This window comes from Streptomyces sp. enrichment culture, from assembly GCF_964272895.1.
In the GTDB taxonomy this organism is placed as follows: Bacteria; Actinomycetota; Actinomycetes; order Streptomycetales; family Streptomycetaceae; genus Streptomyces.
The window spans coordinates 6,998,047-7,016,749 of the sequence record NZ_OZ186832.1 but is presented as its reverse complement, the minus strand read 5'-3'; the positions used below and the strand labels follow the sequence as shown (position 1 = coordinate 7,016,749).

Annotated in this window: 15 protein-coding genes; 7 read left to right on the top strand and 8 right to left on the bottom strand. The window is 74.4% G+C overall.

The genetic code is table 11. From position 1 onward, the window contains the following. Nucleotides 1–40 precede the first annotated feature (40 nt). Both ACSU6M_RS31335 and ACSU6M_RS31330 read left to right on the top strand, forming a co-directional pair. Nucleotides 41–1,762, top strand: a complete 1,722-nt coding sequence (locus ACSU6M_RS31335; RefSeq protein WP_437074300.1) for a TlrC/CarA/OleB/SrmB family ABC-F type ribosomal protection protein — start codon at nucleotides 41–43, stop codon at nucleotides 1,760–1,762. Between the two features lie 228 nt (nucleotides 1,763–1,990). Next, complete coding sequence (locus tag ACSU6M_RS31330) at nucleotides 1,991–2,608, top strand: 2'-5' RNA ligase family protein (RefSeq protein WP_437074299.1); 618 nt, start codon at nucleotides 1,991–1,993, stop codon at nucleotides 2,606–2,608. A 185-nt stretch (nucleotides 2,609–2,793) separates the two neighbouring features. On the opposite strand, the gene ACSU6M_RS31325 is transcribed toward ACSU6M_RS31330, so the two are convergent. The 5 genes from ACSU6M_RS31325 to ACSU6M_RS31305 form a co-directional block, all read right to left on the bottom strand. Continuing rightward, nucleotides 2,794–3,795, bottom strand: a complete 1,002-nt coding sequence (locus ACSU6M_RS31325) for an MASE1 domain-containing protein (RefSeq protein WP_437075424.1) — start codon at nucleotides 3,793–3,795, stop codon at nucleotides 2,794–2,796. A gap of 64 nt (nucleotides 3,796–3,859) precedes the next feature. Beyond that, nucleotides 3,860–4,672, bottom strand: a complete 813-nt coding sequence (locus tag ACSU6M_RS31320; RefSeq protein ID WP_437074297.1) for a PP2C family protein-serine/threonine phosphatase — start codon at nucleotides 4,670–4,672, stop codon at nucleotides 3,860–3,862. A gap of 114 nt (nucleotides 4,673–4,786) precedes the next feature. Beyond that, nucleotides 4,787–6,907, bottom strand: a complete 2,121-nt coding sequence (locus ACSU6M_RS31315) for a SpoIIE family protein phosphatase (RefSeq protein WP_437074295.1) — start codon at nucleotides 6,905–6,907, stop codon at nucleotides 4,787–4,789. Between the two features lie 213 nt (nucleotides 6,908–7,120). Next, a complete protein-coding gene (locus tag ACSU6M_RS31310) occupies nucleotides 7,121–7,777 on the bottom strand; it encodes a maltokinase N-terminal cap-like domain-containing protein (protein ID WP_437074294.1) in 657 nt (218 codons plus the stop codon). A 151-nt stretch (nucleotides 7,778–7,928) separates the two neighbouring features. Continuing rightward, nucleotides 7,929–8,906 carry a GlxA family transcriptional regulator gene (locus tag ACSU6M_RS31305; RefSeq protein WP_437074292.1) on the bottom strand — a complete coding sequence of 326 codons (978 nt, stop codon included), beginning with the start codon at nucleotides 8,904–8,906 and terminating at the stop codon, nucleotides 7,929–7,931. Between the two features lie 161 nt (nucleotides 8,907–9,067). On the opposite strand from ACSU6M_RS31305, the gene ACSU6M_RS31300 reads away from it, so the two are divergent. Together ACSU6M_RS31300 and erm are read left to right on the top strand one after the other, a co-directional pair. After that, entirely contained in the window at nucleotides 9,068–10,090 is a 1,023-nt protein-coding gene (locus ACSU6M_RS31300) for a saccharopine dehydrogenase family protein (RefSeq protein WP_437074291.1), read from the top strand. A 496-nt stretch (nucleotides 10,091–10,586) separates the two neighbouring features. Then, entirely contained in the window at nucleotides 10,587–11,360 is a 774-nt protein-coding gene (gene erm / locus ACSU6M_RS31295) for an ErmE/ErmH/ErmO/ErmR family 23S rRNA (adenine(2058)-N(6))-methyltransferase (protein WP_437075423.1), read from the top strand. 118 nt (nucleotides 11,361–11,478) lie between these two features. Here the strand turns inward: erm and ACSU6M_RS31290 are convergent, their stop codons facing one another. Beyond that, nucleotides 11,479–12,462 (bottom strand): GNAT family N-acetyltransferase, encoded by a 984-nt coding sequence (locus ACSU6M_RS31290; RefSeq protein WP_437074289.1) that lies wholly within the window; start codon nucleotides 12,460–12,462, stop codon nucleotides 11,479–11,481. Nucleotides 12,463–12,616: 154 nt separating this feature from the next. Here ACSU6M_RS31290 and ACSU6M_RS31285 point away from each other — a divergent pair, with 154 nt between their 5' ends. The 3 genes from ACSU6M_RS31285 (at nucleotide 12,617) to ACSU6M_RS31275 (ending at nucleotide 16,145) form a co-directional block, all read left to right on the top strand. Then, nucleotides 12,617–13,234, top strand: a complete 618-nt coding sequence (locus tag ACSU6M_RS31285; protein ID WP_437074287.1) for a TetR/AcrR family transcriptional regulator — start codon at nucleotides 12,617–12,619, stop codon at nucleotides 13,232–13,234. Nucleotides 13,235–13,450: 216 nt separating this feature from the next. After that, a complete protein-coding gene (helR, locus tag ACSU6M_RS31280; protein WP_437074286.1) occupies nucleotides 13,451–15,625 on the top strand; it encodes an RNA polymerase recycling motor ATPase HelR in 2,175 nt (724 codons plus the stop codon). 73 nt (nucleotides 15,626–15,698) lie between these two features. Further along, nucleotides 15,699–16,145: a DUF6174 domain-containing protein gene (locus ACSU6M_RS31275; protein ID WP_437074285.1), complete on the top strand. Its 447-nt coding sequence runs from the start codon at nucleotides 15,699–15,701 to the stop codon at nucleotides 16,143–16,145. Between the two features lie 12 nt (nucleotides 16,146–16,157). On the opposite strand, the gene ACSU6M_RS31270 is transcribed toward ACSU6M_RS31275, so the two are convergent. After that, nucleotides 16,158–16,829, bottom strand: coding sequence for a DUF2278 family protein (locus ACSU6M_RS31270; RefSeq protein WP_437074283.1), 672 nt, complete (start codon nucleotides 16,827–16,829; stop codon nucleotides 16,158–16,160). A gap of 54 nt (nucleotides 16,830–16,883) precedes the next feature. Further along, a complete protein-coding gene (locus ACSU6M_RS31265) occupies nucleotides 16,884–18,638 on the bottom strand; it encodes an ATP-binding SpoIIE family protein phosphatase (RefSeq protein ID WP_437074282.1) in 1,755 nt (584 codons plus the stop codon). Between the last annotated feature and the right edge of the window lie 65 nt (nucleotides 18,639–18,703).

Below are 18,703 nucleotides of genomic sequence, written 5' to 3'. Positions count from 1 at the left end.
ACATGCCCTGCCACGGGACGGCCGAGAACAGGGGCTGCCCATGCACACCTCACCATCACCTCTGCCCAGCTCTCCCTCCCCGCGCACCCAGCCCACCACGGACGCCCTCCGGACACCGTCCGCCTCCCCGTCCACCGCCCAGCTCTCCCTGCACGGCGTCACCAAGCGGTACGGCGACCTCACCGTCCTGGACGGCGTCACCCTGTCCCTCGCCCCCGGCGAGAAGGCCGGCGTCATCGGGGACAACGGGGCCGGCAAGTCCACCCTCCTGCGTCTGATCGCGGGCGAGGTACGGCCGGACACCGGCGAGGTGACGGTCGTCGCACCCGGCGGCGTCGGCTGTCTCGCGCAGTCGCTCGGGCTGCCGCCGGAGGCGACCGTGCAGGACGCCGTCGACTCGGCGCTCGCCGAACTGCGCGCCCTTGAGCGGGAGTTGCGCCGTGCCGAGGCGGCACTCGCGGACGCCGACGACCTGGCGGCGGCGCTCACGTCGTACGCCCGGCTCATCGAGCGGTACGAGGCACGGGACGGCTACGGCGCGGACGCCCGCGTGGACGCCGCGCTGCACGCGCTGGGCCTGCCCGGCCTGGCCAGGGACCGGCGCCTCGGCACGCTGTCCGGCGGTGAGCGCTCCCGGCTCGCGCTGGCGGGGACCCTGGCGTCCAGGCCCGAGCTGCTGCTCCTCGACGAGCCGACGAACGACCTGGACGACCGGGCCGTGCGCTGGCTGGAGGAGCATCTGCGCGCCCACCGGGGCACGGTCGTCGCGGTCACCCATGACCGTGAGTTCCTGGACCGGCTGACGACGACCGTCCTGGAGGTCGACGGCGGCCGGGTCACCCGTCACGGCAACGGCTACGCGGGCTACTTGACCGCCAAGGCGGCCGAGCGGCAGGCGATGCGGCTGCGGTACGACGAGTGGCGCGGGGAACTGGCCCGCAACAGGAAGCTGGTGGCCGCCAACGCCGTCCGGCTGGACGCCATCCCGCGCAAGATGGCGAAGTCCGGCTTCGGACACGGGGCGTTCAAGCCGCGCTCGCGCACCCACGGGGCGTCGGGCCGGATCCGGATGGCGAAGGAACGGCTGGCCCGGCTCACGGCGACCCCGGTGGTGCCGCCGCCCGACCCGCTGACGTTCACGGCACGCATCGCCACGGCGCGGGACACGGCGTCGATCGAGCTCCCGGCCGCCGAGCTCGCCGACGTGGTGGTGCGCGGCCGGATGGAGCTGCCGCATCTGCGGGTCGGTCCCGCGCAGCGGCTCCTGGTCACCGGGCCCAACGGTGCGGGCAAGACCACGCTCGTCCGGCTGCTGGCCGGCGAACTGGAGCCGGACGCGGGCACCGTCCGCGTGCCGGGCCGGGTGGGTCACCTGCGCCAGGAGGAGACACCGTGGCCGGCGGCGCTGACGCTCCTCGATGCCTACGCGCACGGCCGGGCCGGCACCCGGGAGGAACACGCGGAGCGCCTGCTGTCCCTGGGCCTGTTCGCGCCCGAGGCGCTGCGGCTCAGGGTGGGCGACCTGTCGTACGGCCAGCGGCGCCGCATCGAACTGGCCCGTCTGGTCACCGCCCCGGTGGACCTGCTCCTCCTGGACGAGCCGACGAACCATCTCTCCCCCGCCCTGGTGGAGGACCTGGAGGCGGCCCTGGCCGACTATCCGGGCGCGGTGGTCCTCGTCACCCACGACCGCCGTATGCGCGCCCGGTTCACCGGCAGCCGGCTGCGGCTGCCGGAGGGCACGCTCACCGTCACCGGGTAGCGCCCGGTCCGCACCGCCTGGAGGCCGGCCCACGCCTGGCCTGAGAGGGATCCGTGTGGTGTGCTGGTAGTGACGGGAAGGACCCGATTCCAGACGCGGAGAAGCGGCCCCGAGCCGTGCACCGCGCAATGAGGATCCGCAAGAAGCGGATGAGTCCTTCCCGCCCTGATGCCGGGGCCCTGGCGTCGGCTTCCCGCGCGGACGCCTGTTGCCCAGGAAGGGCCTGCCGTGACGCCCGAGGAGGAACTGGCCGCCGCCGGTCCGGCGGGGGCTCCGGGGGCGGTGGACGCGCTCGGGGCGGCGCCGACGCCGCGGACGGCCGTGGCCTGGCTGCCGCCGCGGGAGCTGTGGCCGGCGATCCAGGACATCCGATGGGAGCACGATCCGCAGGTACGGCGCTGGCCGCCGCATGTGAACGTGCTGTTCGGCTTCGTGCCGGAGGAGGAGTTCGCGCGGGCGGTGCCGCTGCTCGGCGCCGCGGCGCAGCGGTGCGGGCCGTTCACCGCGCGGCTGTCCGGCGTACGGTACTTCCGGCACCGCCACTACGCGACGGTGTGGCTCGACCCGGCCGCGGGCGATCCGGCGCCCTGGGCCCGGCTGCACCGCGAGCTGGTGGAGCGGTTCCCCCTGTGCCACGGGCGGGCCGGCCGCTTCGTGCCGCATCTGTCCCTCGGCCGCACCCAGGACCCGCGGAGCCTGGCCGCCGAGTGCGCCGCCCGGCTGGGCTCGCTGTCGGCGGCGGTCGACGAGGTGGTCGTGCTGTCCCGGCGCGGGGAGGAGCCGATGCGGCCACGGGTCGTCGTCGCACTCGGCACGGGTGACGTCCGTCGGCTCCGAGAGGGCTGACCCCGCTGGAGAGCGACTGGGCGACATGGCGACCGCCGTCGCCCCCGACGAGCACGCCCGTCGACCGCGCGCCCCGAGGAGTACGCACCGCCTCGATGAGCACGCCCGTCCACCGCGCGCCCCGAGGAGTACGCACCGCCCCGACGAGCACGCCCGTCCACCGGCGGCCCGCGGCGTGGGCCCGCTCAGTCGCGGTGCCGTTCGTCGCGCAGCGGGCGGGGGCTCAGCGGGCCGGGGGACGGGAGGCCGGCGACCACCTCGGTGAGGACGACACATGCCTCCTCGATCTTGCGGTAGGTGTTCTCCCGCTCGGCGACGACGGCGACGAGCAGCAGGGTGGTCAGCGCGGCCGCCCCGTTCAGCGCCTGCAGCACGACCATGTTCTCGATGATGCTGCGGTCCGCGAAGGGTCCGCGGCGGTGGGTGGACGCCACCACGGTGAGCACCGACAGCATCAGCACGCACGCCGCGGCACCGAAGAGCCGTGTGCGCAGCGCCGCCCAGACCAGCAGCGGGAACACCAGGAACAGCAGGTGGAGCCGGCTGTGGGTGACGGCGGCGGTGACGGCCGCGGTGGCGGCCACCAGCACGGCGGGCTCGACCCACTCCCGCAGCCCCGTCTCGCGCAGCGGCGGGGCGGTGCGCACGCCGAGCAGCAGGGGCACGACCACCAGGACGCCCATCGCGTCGCCGGTCCACCACGCGGACCACACGGACCAGAAGTCGCTCGCCGTGAGCCCGCCCGTGACCAGCAGCGTCGTGCTGCCCACGCCGGAGCTGATCAGCATCCCGACGAGGGCGCCCCCGAACACGAGCGCCAGCCCGTCCCGCAGCCGGTCCAGTTCGATCCGGAAGCCGAGGCGCCGCAGCAGCAGACAGGAGCACAGCGGGCCCGCGGTGCTCCCGGCGGCGATCACGAGGGCGGCCGGGGTGAGCGGGCCGAGGGTCGCCATGACCAGCAGCGAGCCCAGGAAGATTCCGGGCCAGACACGGAGGCCGGCCAGCAGCAGGGAGGCCAGCGCCACGCCGGTGGGCGGCCACAGCGGGGTGATGCGCGAGCTCTCGACGACGACCTGGGCCAGCAGACCGAGCTTTCCGGTGACCGCGTAGGCAAGCGCGACGACGAGGATCGTGAACCCCGTCGCAGCCGGGCGCCGCAGGCCCACGTATCGCACCACGCCCGCCATCAGACGGCCTTCCGGGGCGTAAGCGGGCCGTGACACGCCAGGCGCGCCCCGGTTGTCACCCTCCTCACGCACCGCACAGCACCAGCACCGCCGCGTCGTCGGTGTGTCCGGTCAGCTCGGCGACCTCGATGACCTGGGCGGCGAGCCGGTCCGGATCGCATTCCGCGCTCGCCGTGACGATGCTCAGCACCTGACGCAGTCCGGACTCGATCGGGAAGGCCGGACCCTCCAGCACGCCGTCGGTGACCAGGACGATCACCCCGCGCATGGGCAGCCGGTGGCGGGTGACCGGGAAGCTCACGCCGGGCAGCACGCCCAGGGGGGCGCCGCCGTCGTCGTCGAGGAGCCCGCCGCGGCCGTCGGGCGTGGCCCAGATGGTGGGGACATGGCCGGCGCGGGCGGCGAGGAGTTCCCGGGTGGCGGGGTCGTAGCGCAGGAAGGTGCAGGTGGCGAAGAGGCCGCAGTCCATCGACACGAGCAGGTCGTTGGTGCGGCTGAGGACCTCGCCGGGGTCGGTGGTGAAGGCGGCCACCGCGCGCAGTCCGATGCGGATCTGCCCCATGAAGGCGGCGGCCTCCACGTCGTGGCCCTGGACGTCGCCGACGGAGAACCCCAGGGAGCCGTCCGGCAGCCGGAACGCGTCGTACCAGTCACCGCCGATGTCCAGGCCGGAGCGGGCGGGCGCGTACCGGGCGGCCGCGCGCAGTCCGGGCAGTTCCGGCAGGAAGCCGGGCAGCATCTCGCGTTGCAGGGCCTCGGCGAGTTCGATGCGGGCCCGGTGCAGCTCCGTGCGCTCCAGGGCCTGCGCGGTGAGCCGGTCGAGTCGGGCCAGCAGGGCGTCCGCGTCCACCGGACGACGGAAACGATGCCGGGACATGGGCCCTCCCAGGCGCGCCGACCGCGAAGAAGGCCGTTGTGCAGACCCCACGGACGATCGTAGTGCGGGTGTCCGCGGGGCGCCCATCGAAGGCCGCCGCTCGCGCGGCCGGGGTCAGCGGGCGTCCGTGTGGTGCAGCACGAGCAGGGCGATGTCGTCGGTGCGCTGCCAGTCCGTGCCCGCCTTCCTGACCAGGGTGTCGATGAGGGCGTCCAGGTCCCGGTCGTCGGCGTCGCCGAGGTGCTGGGCGAGCTCGGCGATGGAGTCCTCGATGTCGGTTCCGGGGGTCTCGACGAGGCCGTCGGTGTAGAGGGCGAGCATGAGACCGGGGGTGAGGTCGAGCTCGGTCACCGGGAAGTCGGCGTCCGGATCGATGCCCAGCAGCGGGCCGGGCGTCACGTCCACCGGCCGGGTGACCTGGCCGGGGCGGCGCATGATGGGCGGCGGGTGGCCGGCGGTGGCCAGCGTGACCCGCCGGCCGGCGAGATCGAGCTGGGCGTAGAGACAGCTGGTGAACAGTTCGGCGCCGAGGTCGGTGAGGAGCCGGTTGGTGCCGGAGAGCACCTGGTCCGGGGTGGCCCCGACGGAGGCGTGGGCGTGGACGGCGGTGCGGACCTGCCCCATCAGGGCGGCGGCGGCCGCGTCGTGGCCCTGGACGTCCCCGATCACGGCGGCGACGGCGCTGCCGCCGAGGGGGATGAGGTCGTAGAAGTCGCCGCCGATCTCCATGCCGCGGGTGGCGGGCAGATAGCGGGCGGCGACGCGCAGTGCGGGGACCTCGGGCAGGGTCCTCGGCAGCAGGGCCTGCTGGAGGCTGCGGGCGAGGTCGTGCTTGGCGTCGTAGAGGCGGGCCCGGTCCAGGGCCTGGGCGATGAGGCCGGCGAGCGAGGTGAGGACGGCGCGTTCCTCGGCGGAGAACACGTGCGGGCGGTCGTAGGACAGGATGCAGCAGCCGACGGGGCGGCCGGAGACGATCAGGGGCAGGAAGGCCCATGCCTGTTTGCCGCTGACCTGGGGTGCCCGCGGGTAGCCGCGCCGCAGTTCCTCCGGGTCGGCGAAGAACGCCGGCACTCCGCTGGCGAGGACCCGCCCCGCCGGGGTGAAGGCGGTGTCCAGGGGCAGCCGGTCGAGCCGCTCGATGACCTCGGGCGGGTAGCCGCGGTGTCCGGTGATGCGCAGCCGCCCCGCGTCGGCCATGGACAGCACCAGCGCCTGGGCGCCGAAGACGGGAAGGATCTGGTCGGCGACCAGGTCGATGACGTCCTGGACGCCGACGACCTCGGTCAGCGCCGCGGCCACGTGCATGACCTGGTAGAGCCGCCCGGCGCGGGCCGGTGCGACGGTGCCCGGGGCGCGGTGCGGCGCGGGCCACGGCGGGGGCCGCTCGCCGGTCGGGACGATCCGGACGCTGATGCCGCTGGCGTCCGGGTACAGGTGGAACTCCAGCCAGTGGCCCGGTGGGCGGCACGCGGTGAAGGCGACGGGCTCGCGGCTGATCACCGCGGCCCGGTAGCGGTCCTCGTAGGTGGGGTCGTCCAGCCAGCGCAGCGAGTGCCAGGGCCGGGTGCCCAGCAGCTGGCCGCGGTCGCGGCCCAGCAGCTCGCAGGCGCCCGAGCTGAGGTAGGTGAAGCGTCCTTCCAGGTCCAGGGCGCAGCTTCCGCCGGGGAGCCGTTCGATGAAGTCGGCGGCGCCCTGCGCCGGGTCCGTGGACGGCCGCCCGCCGCCGAGGGGCACCACTCGCGGCGCGCCGTCGGGGGACGGGGGCCGGCCGCGCTGCCCGACCTCCTCGATCAGCCGGGCGATCCGTCCGCAGGAGGCGGCGATGTGTCCGCGTTCGCGCTGTGTCATGTACGGCGGGCGGGTGGCCGGCCACAGCAGGAGCAGCGATCCCCAGCGGCGGACCCCGCTGACCGGTGCGGCGGCCAGGGCGAGGGGGTACGGGAGGGCCATCGCCGTACGGGGATAGGCGCGGGCCATCTCCTCCTGGCTGCCCACCCACACCATCCGCCCCTCCCGTGCCGCGTCGGCGACGGGTGCGGGTGCGCTCAGCGGGACCCTCGCCCAGGGCGCCGCGAACTCGGCGGGCGCCCCGCACAGCACGTCCAGGAACAGCTGGTCCCCGCCCGGTGCGAGCAGGTACAGGGCGCCGATGGACGCCCCGGTCGCGCGCACCGTCTCCGCGAACGCCGCGTCCAGCGCGTCGGTGTCCGCCGCCGCGTCACCCGCTCCGGTCACGAGGCACCTCCAGCCCGGCAGGGGCGGCTGCCCGGAGCGCGTCCGGCCACGCCCGCCTCCCCTCTCTCGGGACGCTACGCCTGTGGGCGGCGGTCGGCACCCCTGTGGAGGGCCGCCGGGAGCGACGGCCTGCGACGGGGACCGGCGGGCGGCACGGAGGTCTTGCGGGGCCGGACGGCCCTCAGCAGCAGGTGCTCGCCCTCGTGGGAGGGTTCAGGCCCGCTCGTCGGGGTGCACGACGGCGAAGATGCCCCGCGTGCGGGTGCCGTCGAGCAGCTGCCAGGGGCCGGTGACATGGCCGATCGCGGACTGCGGGGCGGGGTCCTGCTCGTCCGCGGCGGGCCGCAGGACGCGCCGCAGGCGCAGGGTGGGGCCGTGCGCCGCGGTCAGCGCGGTGCCGTCCTGGTCGTCGGCGGCGGTGACGTCCGTGGGGAGGGCACCTTCGCCGGTGAAGGAGGCGGTGATCTCCGGGTCGGGGGCGTCGCTGACGTTCTGGTCCTGTGCCTGCGCCCGGCCGAGCAGGAAGGCGGCCAGCTGGGCCGTCGCCACGGGGTCGTGGCAGGCGTCGTAGACCCAGCGGCGTCCCAGCACACCGTGCTCCATGGTGCCGACGAGGGCGTGCTCGGCGCCGTCGAGCGGGGCGCCGCGGTAGGTGAGGGGCACCAGGTAGGGGACCGGGTCGGAGCCGGAGGTGTCGGTGACGACCATGAACTCGATGCCGACCTCGCCCTCCGGGTCGTCCAGCCGGAAGCCGCCGGCCTTGGCCAGCTGCGGTGCGCCCGCGCCGCGGTACCAGGGGCGGGAGGGCAGCCAGGCGGTGAGCAGTTCCAGCTTGGTCGGCTTGACGGTGGTCCGGTGGATGACGGCCATACCGCTGTTCCCTTCGGTCGTGATCAGGCGAGCCGTCCCACCTTCGCACCGGTCCGGCGCGGGCGGGGCGGAATTCCGCCATCCAAGATCGCCTGGGCCGCGGGCATCGGCCTGCGCGCCGTGGACAGGCGGTCCCGCATCGGCTTGCGGATCAAGCGCTACGGGGCCGGCCGGACGTGTCCGGCGGACCGACGCGGGTGCGGAAGGTGCGCCGGTAGGTGTCGGGGGGTACGCCGACGGTGCGGCTGAAGTGGCGGCGCAGGGTGGTGGCGGTGCCCATGCCGGTGGCGGTGGCGACGGCCTCCACGCTGTCGTCGGTGGTCTCCAGCAACTCCTGGGCGCGGCGGATCCGTTGGGTGAGCAGCCACTGGAGCGGGGTGGTGCCGGTGACCGACCGGAAGTGGCGGCCCAGGTGGCGTGAGCTCATCCCCGCCCGGCGGGCGAGGTCCTCCACCGTCAGGGGCTGGTCCAGGCGTTCGAGCGCCCAGGGCAGAACCTCGGCGAGCGGGTGGTGGGCCGGGGCGGGCACCGGGGTGGTGACGAACTGCGCCTGCCCGCCGTCCCGGTGCGGCGGTACGACGAGCCGCCGGGCGACGGCATTGGCGACCGCCGCGCCGCGGTCGAGGCGGACCAGGTGCAGACACAGGTCCATCGCGGCCGCCTTGCCCGCGGAGGTGAGCACGCTGCCGTTGTCGACGTAGAGGACGTCCGCGTCGACCTCCACCCGCGGGTAGCGGTCCGCCAGGTCGCGGGTGTGCGCCCAGTGCGTGGTCGCGCGCCGCCCGTCCAGCAGCCCGGCGGCGGCCAGCACGAAGGCGCCGGTGCACAGAGAGGCCACCCGCGCGCCCGCCTCGTGGGCCGCGCGTACCGCGCCGACCAGTTCGCCGGGCGGGTCCTCGTCGGTGTCGGCCCAGCCGGGGACGATCACGGTGTCCGCGTCGGCGAGCCGGTCGAGCCCGTGGTCGGGTCGAAGCCCGAACCGGCCGAACCGCACTGGGCCGGACCCGCAGACGACCAGGTCGTACCACGGTCCCTGCACCGCGGCCGGGGCGGAGCCGAAGACCTCGCAGGCCAGGGACAGTTCGAAGGGCAGCATGCCGTCGGTGACGGCCACGGCGACAGTGGTCACGTCCGGAATTGTACGGGTCATGTCGTTCCGGACACTCGTGCGGGCCGCCGGTGCCGGACAGGATGGTCGTCACCAGGCCGCGGCCGGGCGCGCGGGGCGTCTCCACGGAGACCTCCTCGCGCCAAGTGCGCGGCGGAACAGGCGAGTTGGGGGAGACATCCATGGGTGCGGGGCTTGAGGTGGCGGTGTTCGGCGCGTACGGGCACACGGGGCGCTTCGTGGTGGCGGAGCTGCTGGAGCGCGGGTTCGTGCCGGTGCTGTCCGGCCGAAACGCCGGCCGCCTGGGCGCGCAGGCCGCCGAGCACGGCCTCGGCCACCGCCCCGCGTCCGTCGACGACCCGGCCTCGCTCGACCGGGCGCTGGCCGGCACGGCGGCCGTGATCAACTGCGCCGGCCCGTTCGCCACGACGGCCGCCCCGCTGATCGAGGCGGCACTGCGGGCCCGGATCACGTACGTCGACGTGGCCGCGGAGATCGAGGCCAACGCCGACACCTTCACGCGGTTCGCGGAGCCGGCCCGCGCCAGGGATGTGCTGGTCCTGCCGGCGATGGCCTTCTACGGCGGGCTCGGCGACCTGCTCGCCACGGCCGCGATGGGCGGCTGGACGGCGGCCGACGAAGTGCACGTCGCCTACGCGCTCGACAGCTGGCACCCCACCCCCGGCACCCGCGCCTCGGGCGCCGTCTCCCGTGAGCGGCGGGGCGGCCGGCGCCTGGTGTTCGCCAACGGACGGCTGGAGCACCGCGAGGACGCGCCGCCCGCCGCCCGCTGGACCTTCCCCGACCCGATCGGCCACCGGGACGTCATCGCCGAGTTCACCATGGCCGACGTGGTCACCGTGCCCAGCCACCTGTCCGTCCCCGAGGTGCGCACCTACATGACCGTCGAGGCGGCCACGGACGTGCTCGCCCCCGACACCCCGGCCCCCACCGCGGTCGACGACGCCGGGCGCTCGGCACAGACCTTCCTCGTCGACGTCCTCGTACGCTCCGGCGACGCCGAACGGCGCGCGGTGGCGCGGGGACAGGACATCTACGCCGTCACCGCGCCGCTCGCGGTGGAGGCGGTCGAGCGCGTCCTCACCGGCCGCGCCAAGGCGACCGGTGTCCTCTCCGCCGGGGCGGTCTTCGAGGCGGCCGACTTCCTGCGGGCGCTGTCGCCGCATGTGGTGGTGGAGGTGTAGGGGCCGATCCTGGGGATGGGCGGGTCGTGGAGGGCGCGCGGTCGCGGGAGCCGGTCGCGTGCCGGACGGCGGGGGTGGAGGGCGTGGTGGCGGGACGGCGGCACGGCGGGCGTGGTCCCGGATGGCGGACCGCCGACTGGTCCGGCCGGGCATCTGCCGCCCCGAGCCCCCGTGAGCCCGCCGACGGCAGGGCGGCAGGGCGGCAAGGCGGCAAGGCGGCAGGGAAATGGTTTGCGGCGCCGGGGAGGCGGCTTCTAGGTTGGCTCTCATGTCGTGTCCCACCTTCGCGTCGCCCGCGTTCTTCATCCGTCTGCGCAGCGGTCGGGCTCTGGCCCGCTAGCGGACGCAGGCGTTCACTCCTCCCGCGTTCGCGGGCGTGCCCAGGGCCCTTCGAGAGCTCGTTCCATCTCGAAGACCCGAAGGGGCAACTGCCGTGGCGCACAACTTCTCCTCCCGGAAGCATGGCTTCGGGAACTTTTCGCACACTCAGGGCAAGATCGGCGCGGGTGCGGGCCGCACGGCGCGCGATCGGGCCAGACGGGAGCTGTCGCAGAACTTTCTGGTGGACCGGCACGCGGTCGACCTGCTGATGGAGGCCGCCGACCCGGCCGGGACCGTGCTGGAGCCGGGAGCCGGTGAGGGCGTGGTCACCAGGGCGCTGGCCGAGCGCGGGGCGCGGGTCACTGCGTACGAGATCGACCCTCTGCTCGCCGGGAAGCTGGCCGCCCGTACCCGTACGCACGGCGGAATCCGTGTGGTGCGGGGCGACTTCGCCCGGGCCAGGCCACCACGGGAGCCGTTCGCCGTGGTCGGCAACATCCCGTTCTCGGCGACCGCGAGGATCGTCGACTGGTGTCTGCGCGCACCGCACCTCACACGGGCGACGCTGCTGACACAGCTGGAGTACGCGCGCAAACGCACCGGCGGCTACGGCCGTTGGAGCCTGGTGACCGTGTCCTCCTGGCCCTGGTTCAGCTGGGAACTCGTCGCCCGCGTCGGCCGCGACAGCTTCCGGCCGGTGCCCTCGGTGGACTCGGCCGTGCTGCGGATCCGCCGCCGGCCCGAGCCGCTGGTGCGGGACCGGCGGGGCTTCACCGAGCTGGTGGACCTGGGCTTCACCGGCATCGGCGGCACCGTACGGGCGTCACTGCGCACCCGGTACCGGGACGTGGACGCCGCGCTGGCGGCGGCCGGGATCGGGCCGGACACGGTGGTGGCTCATGTCCGTCCGGACCAATGGATCACGTTGTACGAGGCGCTGTCGCGATGACGCGCGACCGTCGCACGGGCTGACCTTGCCCTGTCCCGTGCTCACCTGGGCCGACCGGTCCCTCCCGTGACGGGTCACGGCGCCGCCTGTCCGCACCGCGGCCGGGCGGCGCCGTCCCTCACCCGCCGTCGGCGGGTGCGTCGTCCCAGGCCAGCGAGGCCATCCGCCAGCCGGCCGGGGTGCGCAGGAACTGGGTGGTCTTGTGGCCGGAGCCCTCGAACCATGTGCCGTGGTGGCAGCCGGACTTGCGGTACTCGCTGAAGCGGTGGGCGACGGAGCCGCGGATCTCGGTGCGCGCGGCGACCTCCCACTCGGAGAACTCGGTGAGCGTGCCGTCGCTGAGCATCTTGCGGCGCGGCTCGATGAAGGCGTCGAGGTCGTAGATCACGGGCCGCGCACCGACGTTGGCGATGATCCTGCCCTCGGGGAGGAAGACCTCGCGGATGACGTCGAGGTCCGGCCGCCGCCCGTCCGTGTTGGTGAAGGCGCCGACGAACACGCCCATCAGCCGGTCGAGTTCGGCCCGGTCCGCGGACTCGGACGCCGAGTCGTCCCCGGCGGGCGGCAGCCACTCCTGCGCGAGCACCGACCAGACCTCGCTGTCGTGCCGTACGTCCCGGTACGGGTACCGTCGGCGCAGCACGCCCTCGCGGGACATGCCCAGCCTCCGGGCGACCGCGATGCTGCGGGTGTTGCCCGAGGCGACCCACCACTCGACGCGGCTCATCCCGCGCTCCCGGAAGGCCCAGTCGATCAACGCCCGGCAGGCCCGGGTGACCAGGCCCCGGCCCTCCCCCGCCGGTTCCGACCAGCAGCCGATCTCGCAGACCCCGGCGGCGCTGTCGAAGCGGGTGAACATGACGCCGCCGACCAGTGTGCCGTCGCTCCAGATGCCGTAGATCCGCCCGGTGTCCTCGGCCTGGCGGTCGGCGTAGCGCTGGAGGGTGGCCGTGGCGGAGGCGAGGTCGGTGCTGAAGGTCGCCCAGGGTATCCAGGGGTCGACTCCGGGCCGTGCGCGGTCGATATGGGCCAGGAACTCCGTGGCCTGCCAGGGTTCCAGGGGGCGGAGCAGGGCACGGTCGCCGAGGGGCAGGCTGAACATGGGCGTCTCGCTCTCCGGGTGCGGGTGGGATCGGGCGGGGGACGGATCGGGCGTGGGACGGATCGGGCGCTGAAGGCATCGGCGTGGGCCGGGCACGGCGGAGCGACCGGGTACCGCCGGTACGTAACAAGCGTTCGGTACGTAAGCTAGCACCATGCCACCCGCACCTGGAGATCGTGAAGCCCGCCGCAAGGACGTGTCCGAGGCGGTGTGGCAGGTCCTCGCCGACAAGGGGTTCGGCGGGCTGACGCTGCGCGCCGTCGCCGCCGTGATGGGCGGCTCGACGGGGATGCTCATGCACTACTTCCCCACCAAACGGGCCTTGGTCACCCACGCCCTGGACCTGCTGGAGAAGGACACCGCCGAGCGGCCCCGCCGGGACCGGCCCGCGCCGGGGCTGGCCACGGTGCGCGCGATGCTGCTGGACATCCTGCCGCTCACGCCGGGCGACACCGCACGGAACCGCATCTGGGTCAGCTCCTGGGACCTGTCCCTCGCCGACGACGGTCTGCGCGCCCAACAGGCCGACCGCTACACGCGGTTGCGCGCCTCGCTCCGCCCCCCTCTGGAGACCGCCCGCGACCTGGGCGAGCTTCCCGCCGACGCCGACCCCGGCCGACTCGCCGCCACGGCCGTCGCCTTCGTCCACGGTCTCGTCGTCCAGGCCCTGTTCGACCCCGCGCACTTCTCCGAGGACGTACAGACCACGCTGCTCGACGACTTCCTCGCGTCCCTGACCGCACCGCGCTCGGGCCCGGCACCCGCCGGATAGCGGGGCGTCGGGCGGCAGCCCGAGGCCGGCCGGACGGAGCGGAAGAAGTCGGCCGGACGGGGCGGAAAAGGAGCGGAAATGAGAAGAGCAAGGAGTGCACCCACTCCTTGCCACTCTCAACTTATAGCGCACAGGGGGGCTTGCGGCAAGGCCCCCGATGTATCGCACAATCACTCCCTCACGGCCACCACCTGCGGAAATCGGGAGACCCACTCCGTGCACGCGTCTTTGACACGCTTCGCCTCCGGCACCGTCAGCCCCTTCGATCTGCCCGACCGACTCTCCCCCAAGGCCGACCCGGCGCTGATCGCCGACGACGAGAAGCACTTCGCGGCGATCGCCGAGAGCCTGGAGCAGGCGATCGCCGAGACGTCCGCCCGGCTGGACACCGAGCTGAAGGCGCCCGGCGGCGCGGGCCGGGCGGCGATGGACCGCGACGCGGAGGTCCACCGGCTCACCGGCCGGCTGCGGGCGCTGCGCCGCTTCGGACTGGACCTGTGTCTGGGCCGTATCGTCGGCGCGGAGGACGCCGAACCCCTGTACATCGGCCGGCTCGGCCTCACCGACAGCACGGGCCGCCGGCTGCTGGTGGACTGGCGCTCCCCCGCCGCGGAGCCGTTCTTCGGGGCGACCCACGCCAACCCGATGGGGCTGGCCAGCCGCCGCCGCTACCGCTGGACGGACGGCAGGATCAGCGACTACTGGGACGAGGTGTTCACCACCGACGGTCTGGAGCGGCACGCCGCGCTCGACGACCAGTCCGCGTTCATCGCCGGTCTGGGCAGCAGCCGTTCGGACCGGATGCGGGATGTCCTGGCCACCATCCAGGCCGACCAGGACGCCGTCATCAGGGCCGGCTCGCGCGGCGCGCTCGTCGTCGACGGCGGCCCCGGCACGGGCAAGACGGTCGTCGCCCTGCACCGCTCGGCCTATCTGCTCTACTCCGACCCCCGGCTCGGTCACCGCCGCGGCGGGGTGCTGTTCGTCGGCCCGCACCAGCCCTACCTGGACTACGTCGCCGACGTCCTGCCCAGCCTCGGCGAGGAGGGCGTGCTCACCTGCACCTTGCGCGATCTGGTCGCCGAGGGGGCCGGGGCGCGCGACGAGAGCGACCCGCGGGTGGCACGGCTGAAGGAGTCCGCGGACATGGTGCGGGCGCTCGAGACGGCGGTCCGCTTCTACGAGGATCCGCCCGCCGAGGGGATGACGGTGACCACCCCCTGGTCCGACGTCCGGCTGACCGCCGACGACTGGGCCGAGGCGTTCCGGGCACCGGCGCCGGGCACCCCGCACAACGAGGCCCGCGAGCAGATCTGGGACGAGCTGGTCACGATCCTGCTGGAGAAGGTCGGCGAGGAGGTTCCGGAGGAGCTGTTCCGCAGGGCGCTGCTGCACGACCGGGAGCTGGTCGGGGCCCTGGACCGGGCCTGGCCGATGATCGAGGCGGCCGACCTGGTGTCGGACCTGTGGACGGTCCCCGCCTATCTGCGGCTGTGCGCGCCCTGGCTCGGCCCCGACGAGGTGCGCATGCTGCAGCGCAAGGACGCGCCGCAGTCCTGGACGGTGTCCGACCTGCCGCTGCTGGACGCGGCACGGCAGCGGCTCGGGGACCCGCGGACGTCACGGCGCAGGCGCCGGCAGGAGGCCGCCCTCGCGGCGCAGCGCGAGCGCATGGCCCAGGTCGTCGACAACCTGGTCGCGGCGGACGACGGCGAGGGCCTGATGAGCCAGCTGCGCCGGGCGGACTTCCAGCGCAATCTGATCGACGAGTCCGAGCTGCCCACGGTGGAGGCGGACCGGCTGGCCGGGCCGTTCGCGCACATCGTGGTCGACGAGGCGCAGGAACTGACCGACGCCGAGTGGCAGATGCTGCTGCTGCGCTGTCCGTCCCGGTCCTTCACGATCGTCGGCGACCGCGCCCAGGCCCGGCACGGCTTCCCCGAGTCCTGGCGGGAGCGGCTGGAGCGGATCGGGCTCGACCGGGTCGAGGTGGCCTCGCTGACCATCAACTACCGGACGCCGGAGGAGGTCATGGCGGAGGCGGAGCCGGTGATCCGCGCGGTGCTGCCGGACGCCAACGTCCCCGTCTCCATCCGCAGCGGCGGTGTCCCCGTGCTGCACGGCGCGGTCGCGGACCTGGACTCGGTCCTCGGCACCTGGCTCGCCGAGCGCACCGAAGGCGTCGCCTGTGTGATCGCCGACGCCGGTGCCCCGCTGCCGTTGCCCGACTCACCCCGGGTGCGGCGGCTGACGCCCGCGCTGTCGAAGGGTCTTGAGTTCGACCTGGTCGTCCTCGTCGACCCGGAGACGTTCGGGGAGGGCGTCGCGGGTGCCGTCGACCGCTATGTGGCGATGACCAGGGCGACCCAGCGGCTCGTCGTCCTCACCTGATCCGCAGGGTGGCCGAACGTTCCGCGGGCCGACGGCGTCACAGGTGCAGTCGAACATGAGGGGACGTACACCTATGACCACCGTGAAGGCTCGCACGCGTGCCGTACTCGCCGCCGTCCTGCTCGCCGGGGCGGCGGCGTGCGGCGCGGACACCCAGGCGTCGACGGCCGCGTCCGAGGCGTGGTCCGAGCCCTCCGCCTACGTCTACACACTGACGTCGACGGAGGGCGAGCGCGCACTGATCGGGACCTTCCGGATCACCGTCCGGGACCATCGGGTGGCCGGGGCCCGCGGCCTCGACGACAGCGCCCGGCGCGTGGTCGCCGACCTGCCCGAGCAGGTGCCCACCATCGCCGGGCTGCTCAGGGAACTGGAGCAGGCCCGCGGGGACGGCGCCGAGGAGGCGGAGGCCGCGTACGCGTCCGACGGGCATCCGGAGCGGATCACCATCGACTGGGACAAGAACGCGACCGACGACGAGGCGGCCTACACCATCAGCGACTACCGGCCCGCCGCCTAGCGTCTTCTGACGTCACGTCACCGGGTGCCCGGCGTTGTCCGTCCGGTCCGCCTGGCTGGAGAACTTGTTCAGGAAGACGTCGAACCGGCCGTCGGGCCGCCGGGTGAGCGTGGCGCCGTCCTGCCAGACGCCGTTCTCCGCCCACCACTGGGACCCGGCCGGGTCGCCCTGGTTCTGGTGGATGTTGTGCATCCCGAGGTCCCCCTCGGGGTCGTCGGTGAACGGCTCGCCGAAGACCAGCACACGCCGGCCCGGCACCAGGATCGGCTCCAGGGCGGTGGCGGCGTCGACGTTGGAGCCCGCGTGCCAGGGCCGGGCGCCGAACAGGTCGAGGAGGTCCTGGAGCCAGGAGGGCGGGCGGCGGGTGAACAGCACGCCGGACCGGTCGACCAGCGCCGGGTGCCGCAGGTAGTCCAGGGCGCCGGAGGCCGAGGTGGGCGCCAGGTCGTGGTAGCCCTGGGCCAGGCCGGCGACCGGCCCGAGGGCGCCGGCGTCGACGGTGAACGCCTTCCACTGCACGCCCACGTTGGACTTGTGGCTGTCCACGTCCACGGCGCAGTGGTAGCGGCCGCCGGGCACGTCCACCTCCAGGTTCACATGGAACCAGCGGCCCTGGTTGTCGGGCTGGTCGCGGTAGTGGCGGTACAGGGTCCCGGAGAGCACACCGTACTGAGCGAAGGGCATGCCGCCAGTGAAGCAGCCACGACCGGGACCAGCCCGTACGACGCGTCGCGTCCGTCACCCGTCCTGGTGCCGGGCCGGGCGGGCACCGGCCGGCAGCCGCTGTTCGAACCACACGATCTTGCCGCCGCTGACCCGGGTGGCCCCCCAGCGCAGGGAGAGCTGGTCGACGAGGAACAGCCCGCGGCCGCCCTCGTCGTCCAGTTGGGCGTGGCCGAGCCGGGGCAGCTGGGTGGAGTCGTCGCGTACCTCGACGCGCAGGACGTCCGTGCGCAGCAGCCGCAGGGTGAGCGGCCGGGTGGTGACGCGCACGGCGTTCGCGACGATCTCGCTGACCAGCAGCTCGGTGGTGTCGGACAGGGCGTCCAGGCCCCAGCGCTCCAGGGTGCGGCGCACGAGCCGGCGGGCCTGGCCGGCGGTGCGCGGGTGCGGGGTCAGGTACCAGTTGGCGGCGGTCTCCGGCCGCAGCCCCTCGAAGCGCGCGGCGAGCAGGGCGACGTCGTCCTCCCGGCCCACCTCGTCCAGGAGGCCGAGCGCCGCCTCGCACAGGGGCTCCAGCGGGGGCGGACCCTCACCGGCCACGGCGCGCAGCCGGTGCTGCAGCCGGGTCATGCCGGAGACGATGTCGGAGCCGCGGGACTCGACCAGGCCGTCGGTGTAGAGCAGCAGGGTGGCTCCGGTGGGCGCCGGCATCTCGGTGGTCACGAAGTCGCCGCCGCCCACGCCGATCGGCACGCCGGACGGCAGCATCAGGGCTTCCGTGGTGCCGTCCGGGTGGAGCAGGAGCGGCGGCGGGTGGCCGGCGTTGGCGGTCAGCAGGCGGCGCGAGACCGGGTCGTAGACGGCGTAGACGCAGGTCGCGAGGTGCTGGCTGCCGAGCCGTACGGCCTGTTCGTCGAGGTGGTGGAGGACCTCGTGCGGCGGCAGGTCGAGGCCGGCCAGGGTCTGAACGACGGTGCGCAACTGCCCCATGATCGCGGCCGAGGTGAGGGAGTGGCCCATCACGTCGCCGATGACCAGGGCGACCCGGTTGCCGGGCAGCGGGATGGCGTCGTACCAGTCGCCGCCGACCTCGGCGGTCCTGGAGGCGGGCAGATAGCGGCTGGCCAGCCGGACGCCGGCCAGGGCGGGCAGCGAGGGCGGCAGCATCGTGCGCTGGAGGGTGTCGGCGACCGATGCCTCGTGGCCGTGGGTGAGCGCCTTGTCGACACCGAGCGCGGCGTGCGTGGCGAGCTGGGAGGCCACCAGCAGGTCGTCACCGGTGAAGGCGCGGCGGCCCCGGCGCCGGACGAGGGCGACACTGCCGAGGACATGCCGGCGGCCGCGCAGCGGGGCGATGATCACTCGCCGCCCGGGCGGTATGTCGTCGGGGAAACCGATCGCCGCCAGCAGCTCGGCCGACGCCTCGGCGGCTCCCGGCCCGTTGCCGAACACGGGCCGCCCGTCCTGGAGCAGCTTGGCCAGCGCGCCCGTGACGGGCCGTGGCGCGACGCCGGGCTCCGGGATCTGCGGGGGGTGGACGCTGTGCGTGCGCAGCAGGGCGGGGCCGGCGCGGGTGCCGTCGCCGACCGGCAGGGGGTCGTAGAGATGTACCACGGCCAGGTCGGCGAACAGGGGCACGGCCGCCCGGCACAGCTCGGTGAGCGTCTCGTCCAGGCTCATGCCTCGGGCGATCCGGCGGGTCGCTGCGTCGAGATAGCGCAGCCTGCCGGTCCCGGCGTCGCGCAGGGGCCGGGTGCCGCGTGCCCGTCGGCCGCGACCGGAGTCGTCCCGCGTGCCGATCACCGGTTCACCGTCCCGCGTCCTGGTCACCGCTCCACCACGGCTCGTCGGTCCCGTCCGGCGCCGGTGCGGACCGCCATGGCCGCGCGGACCGG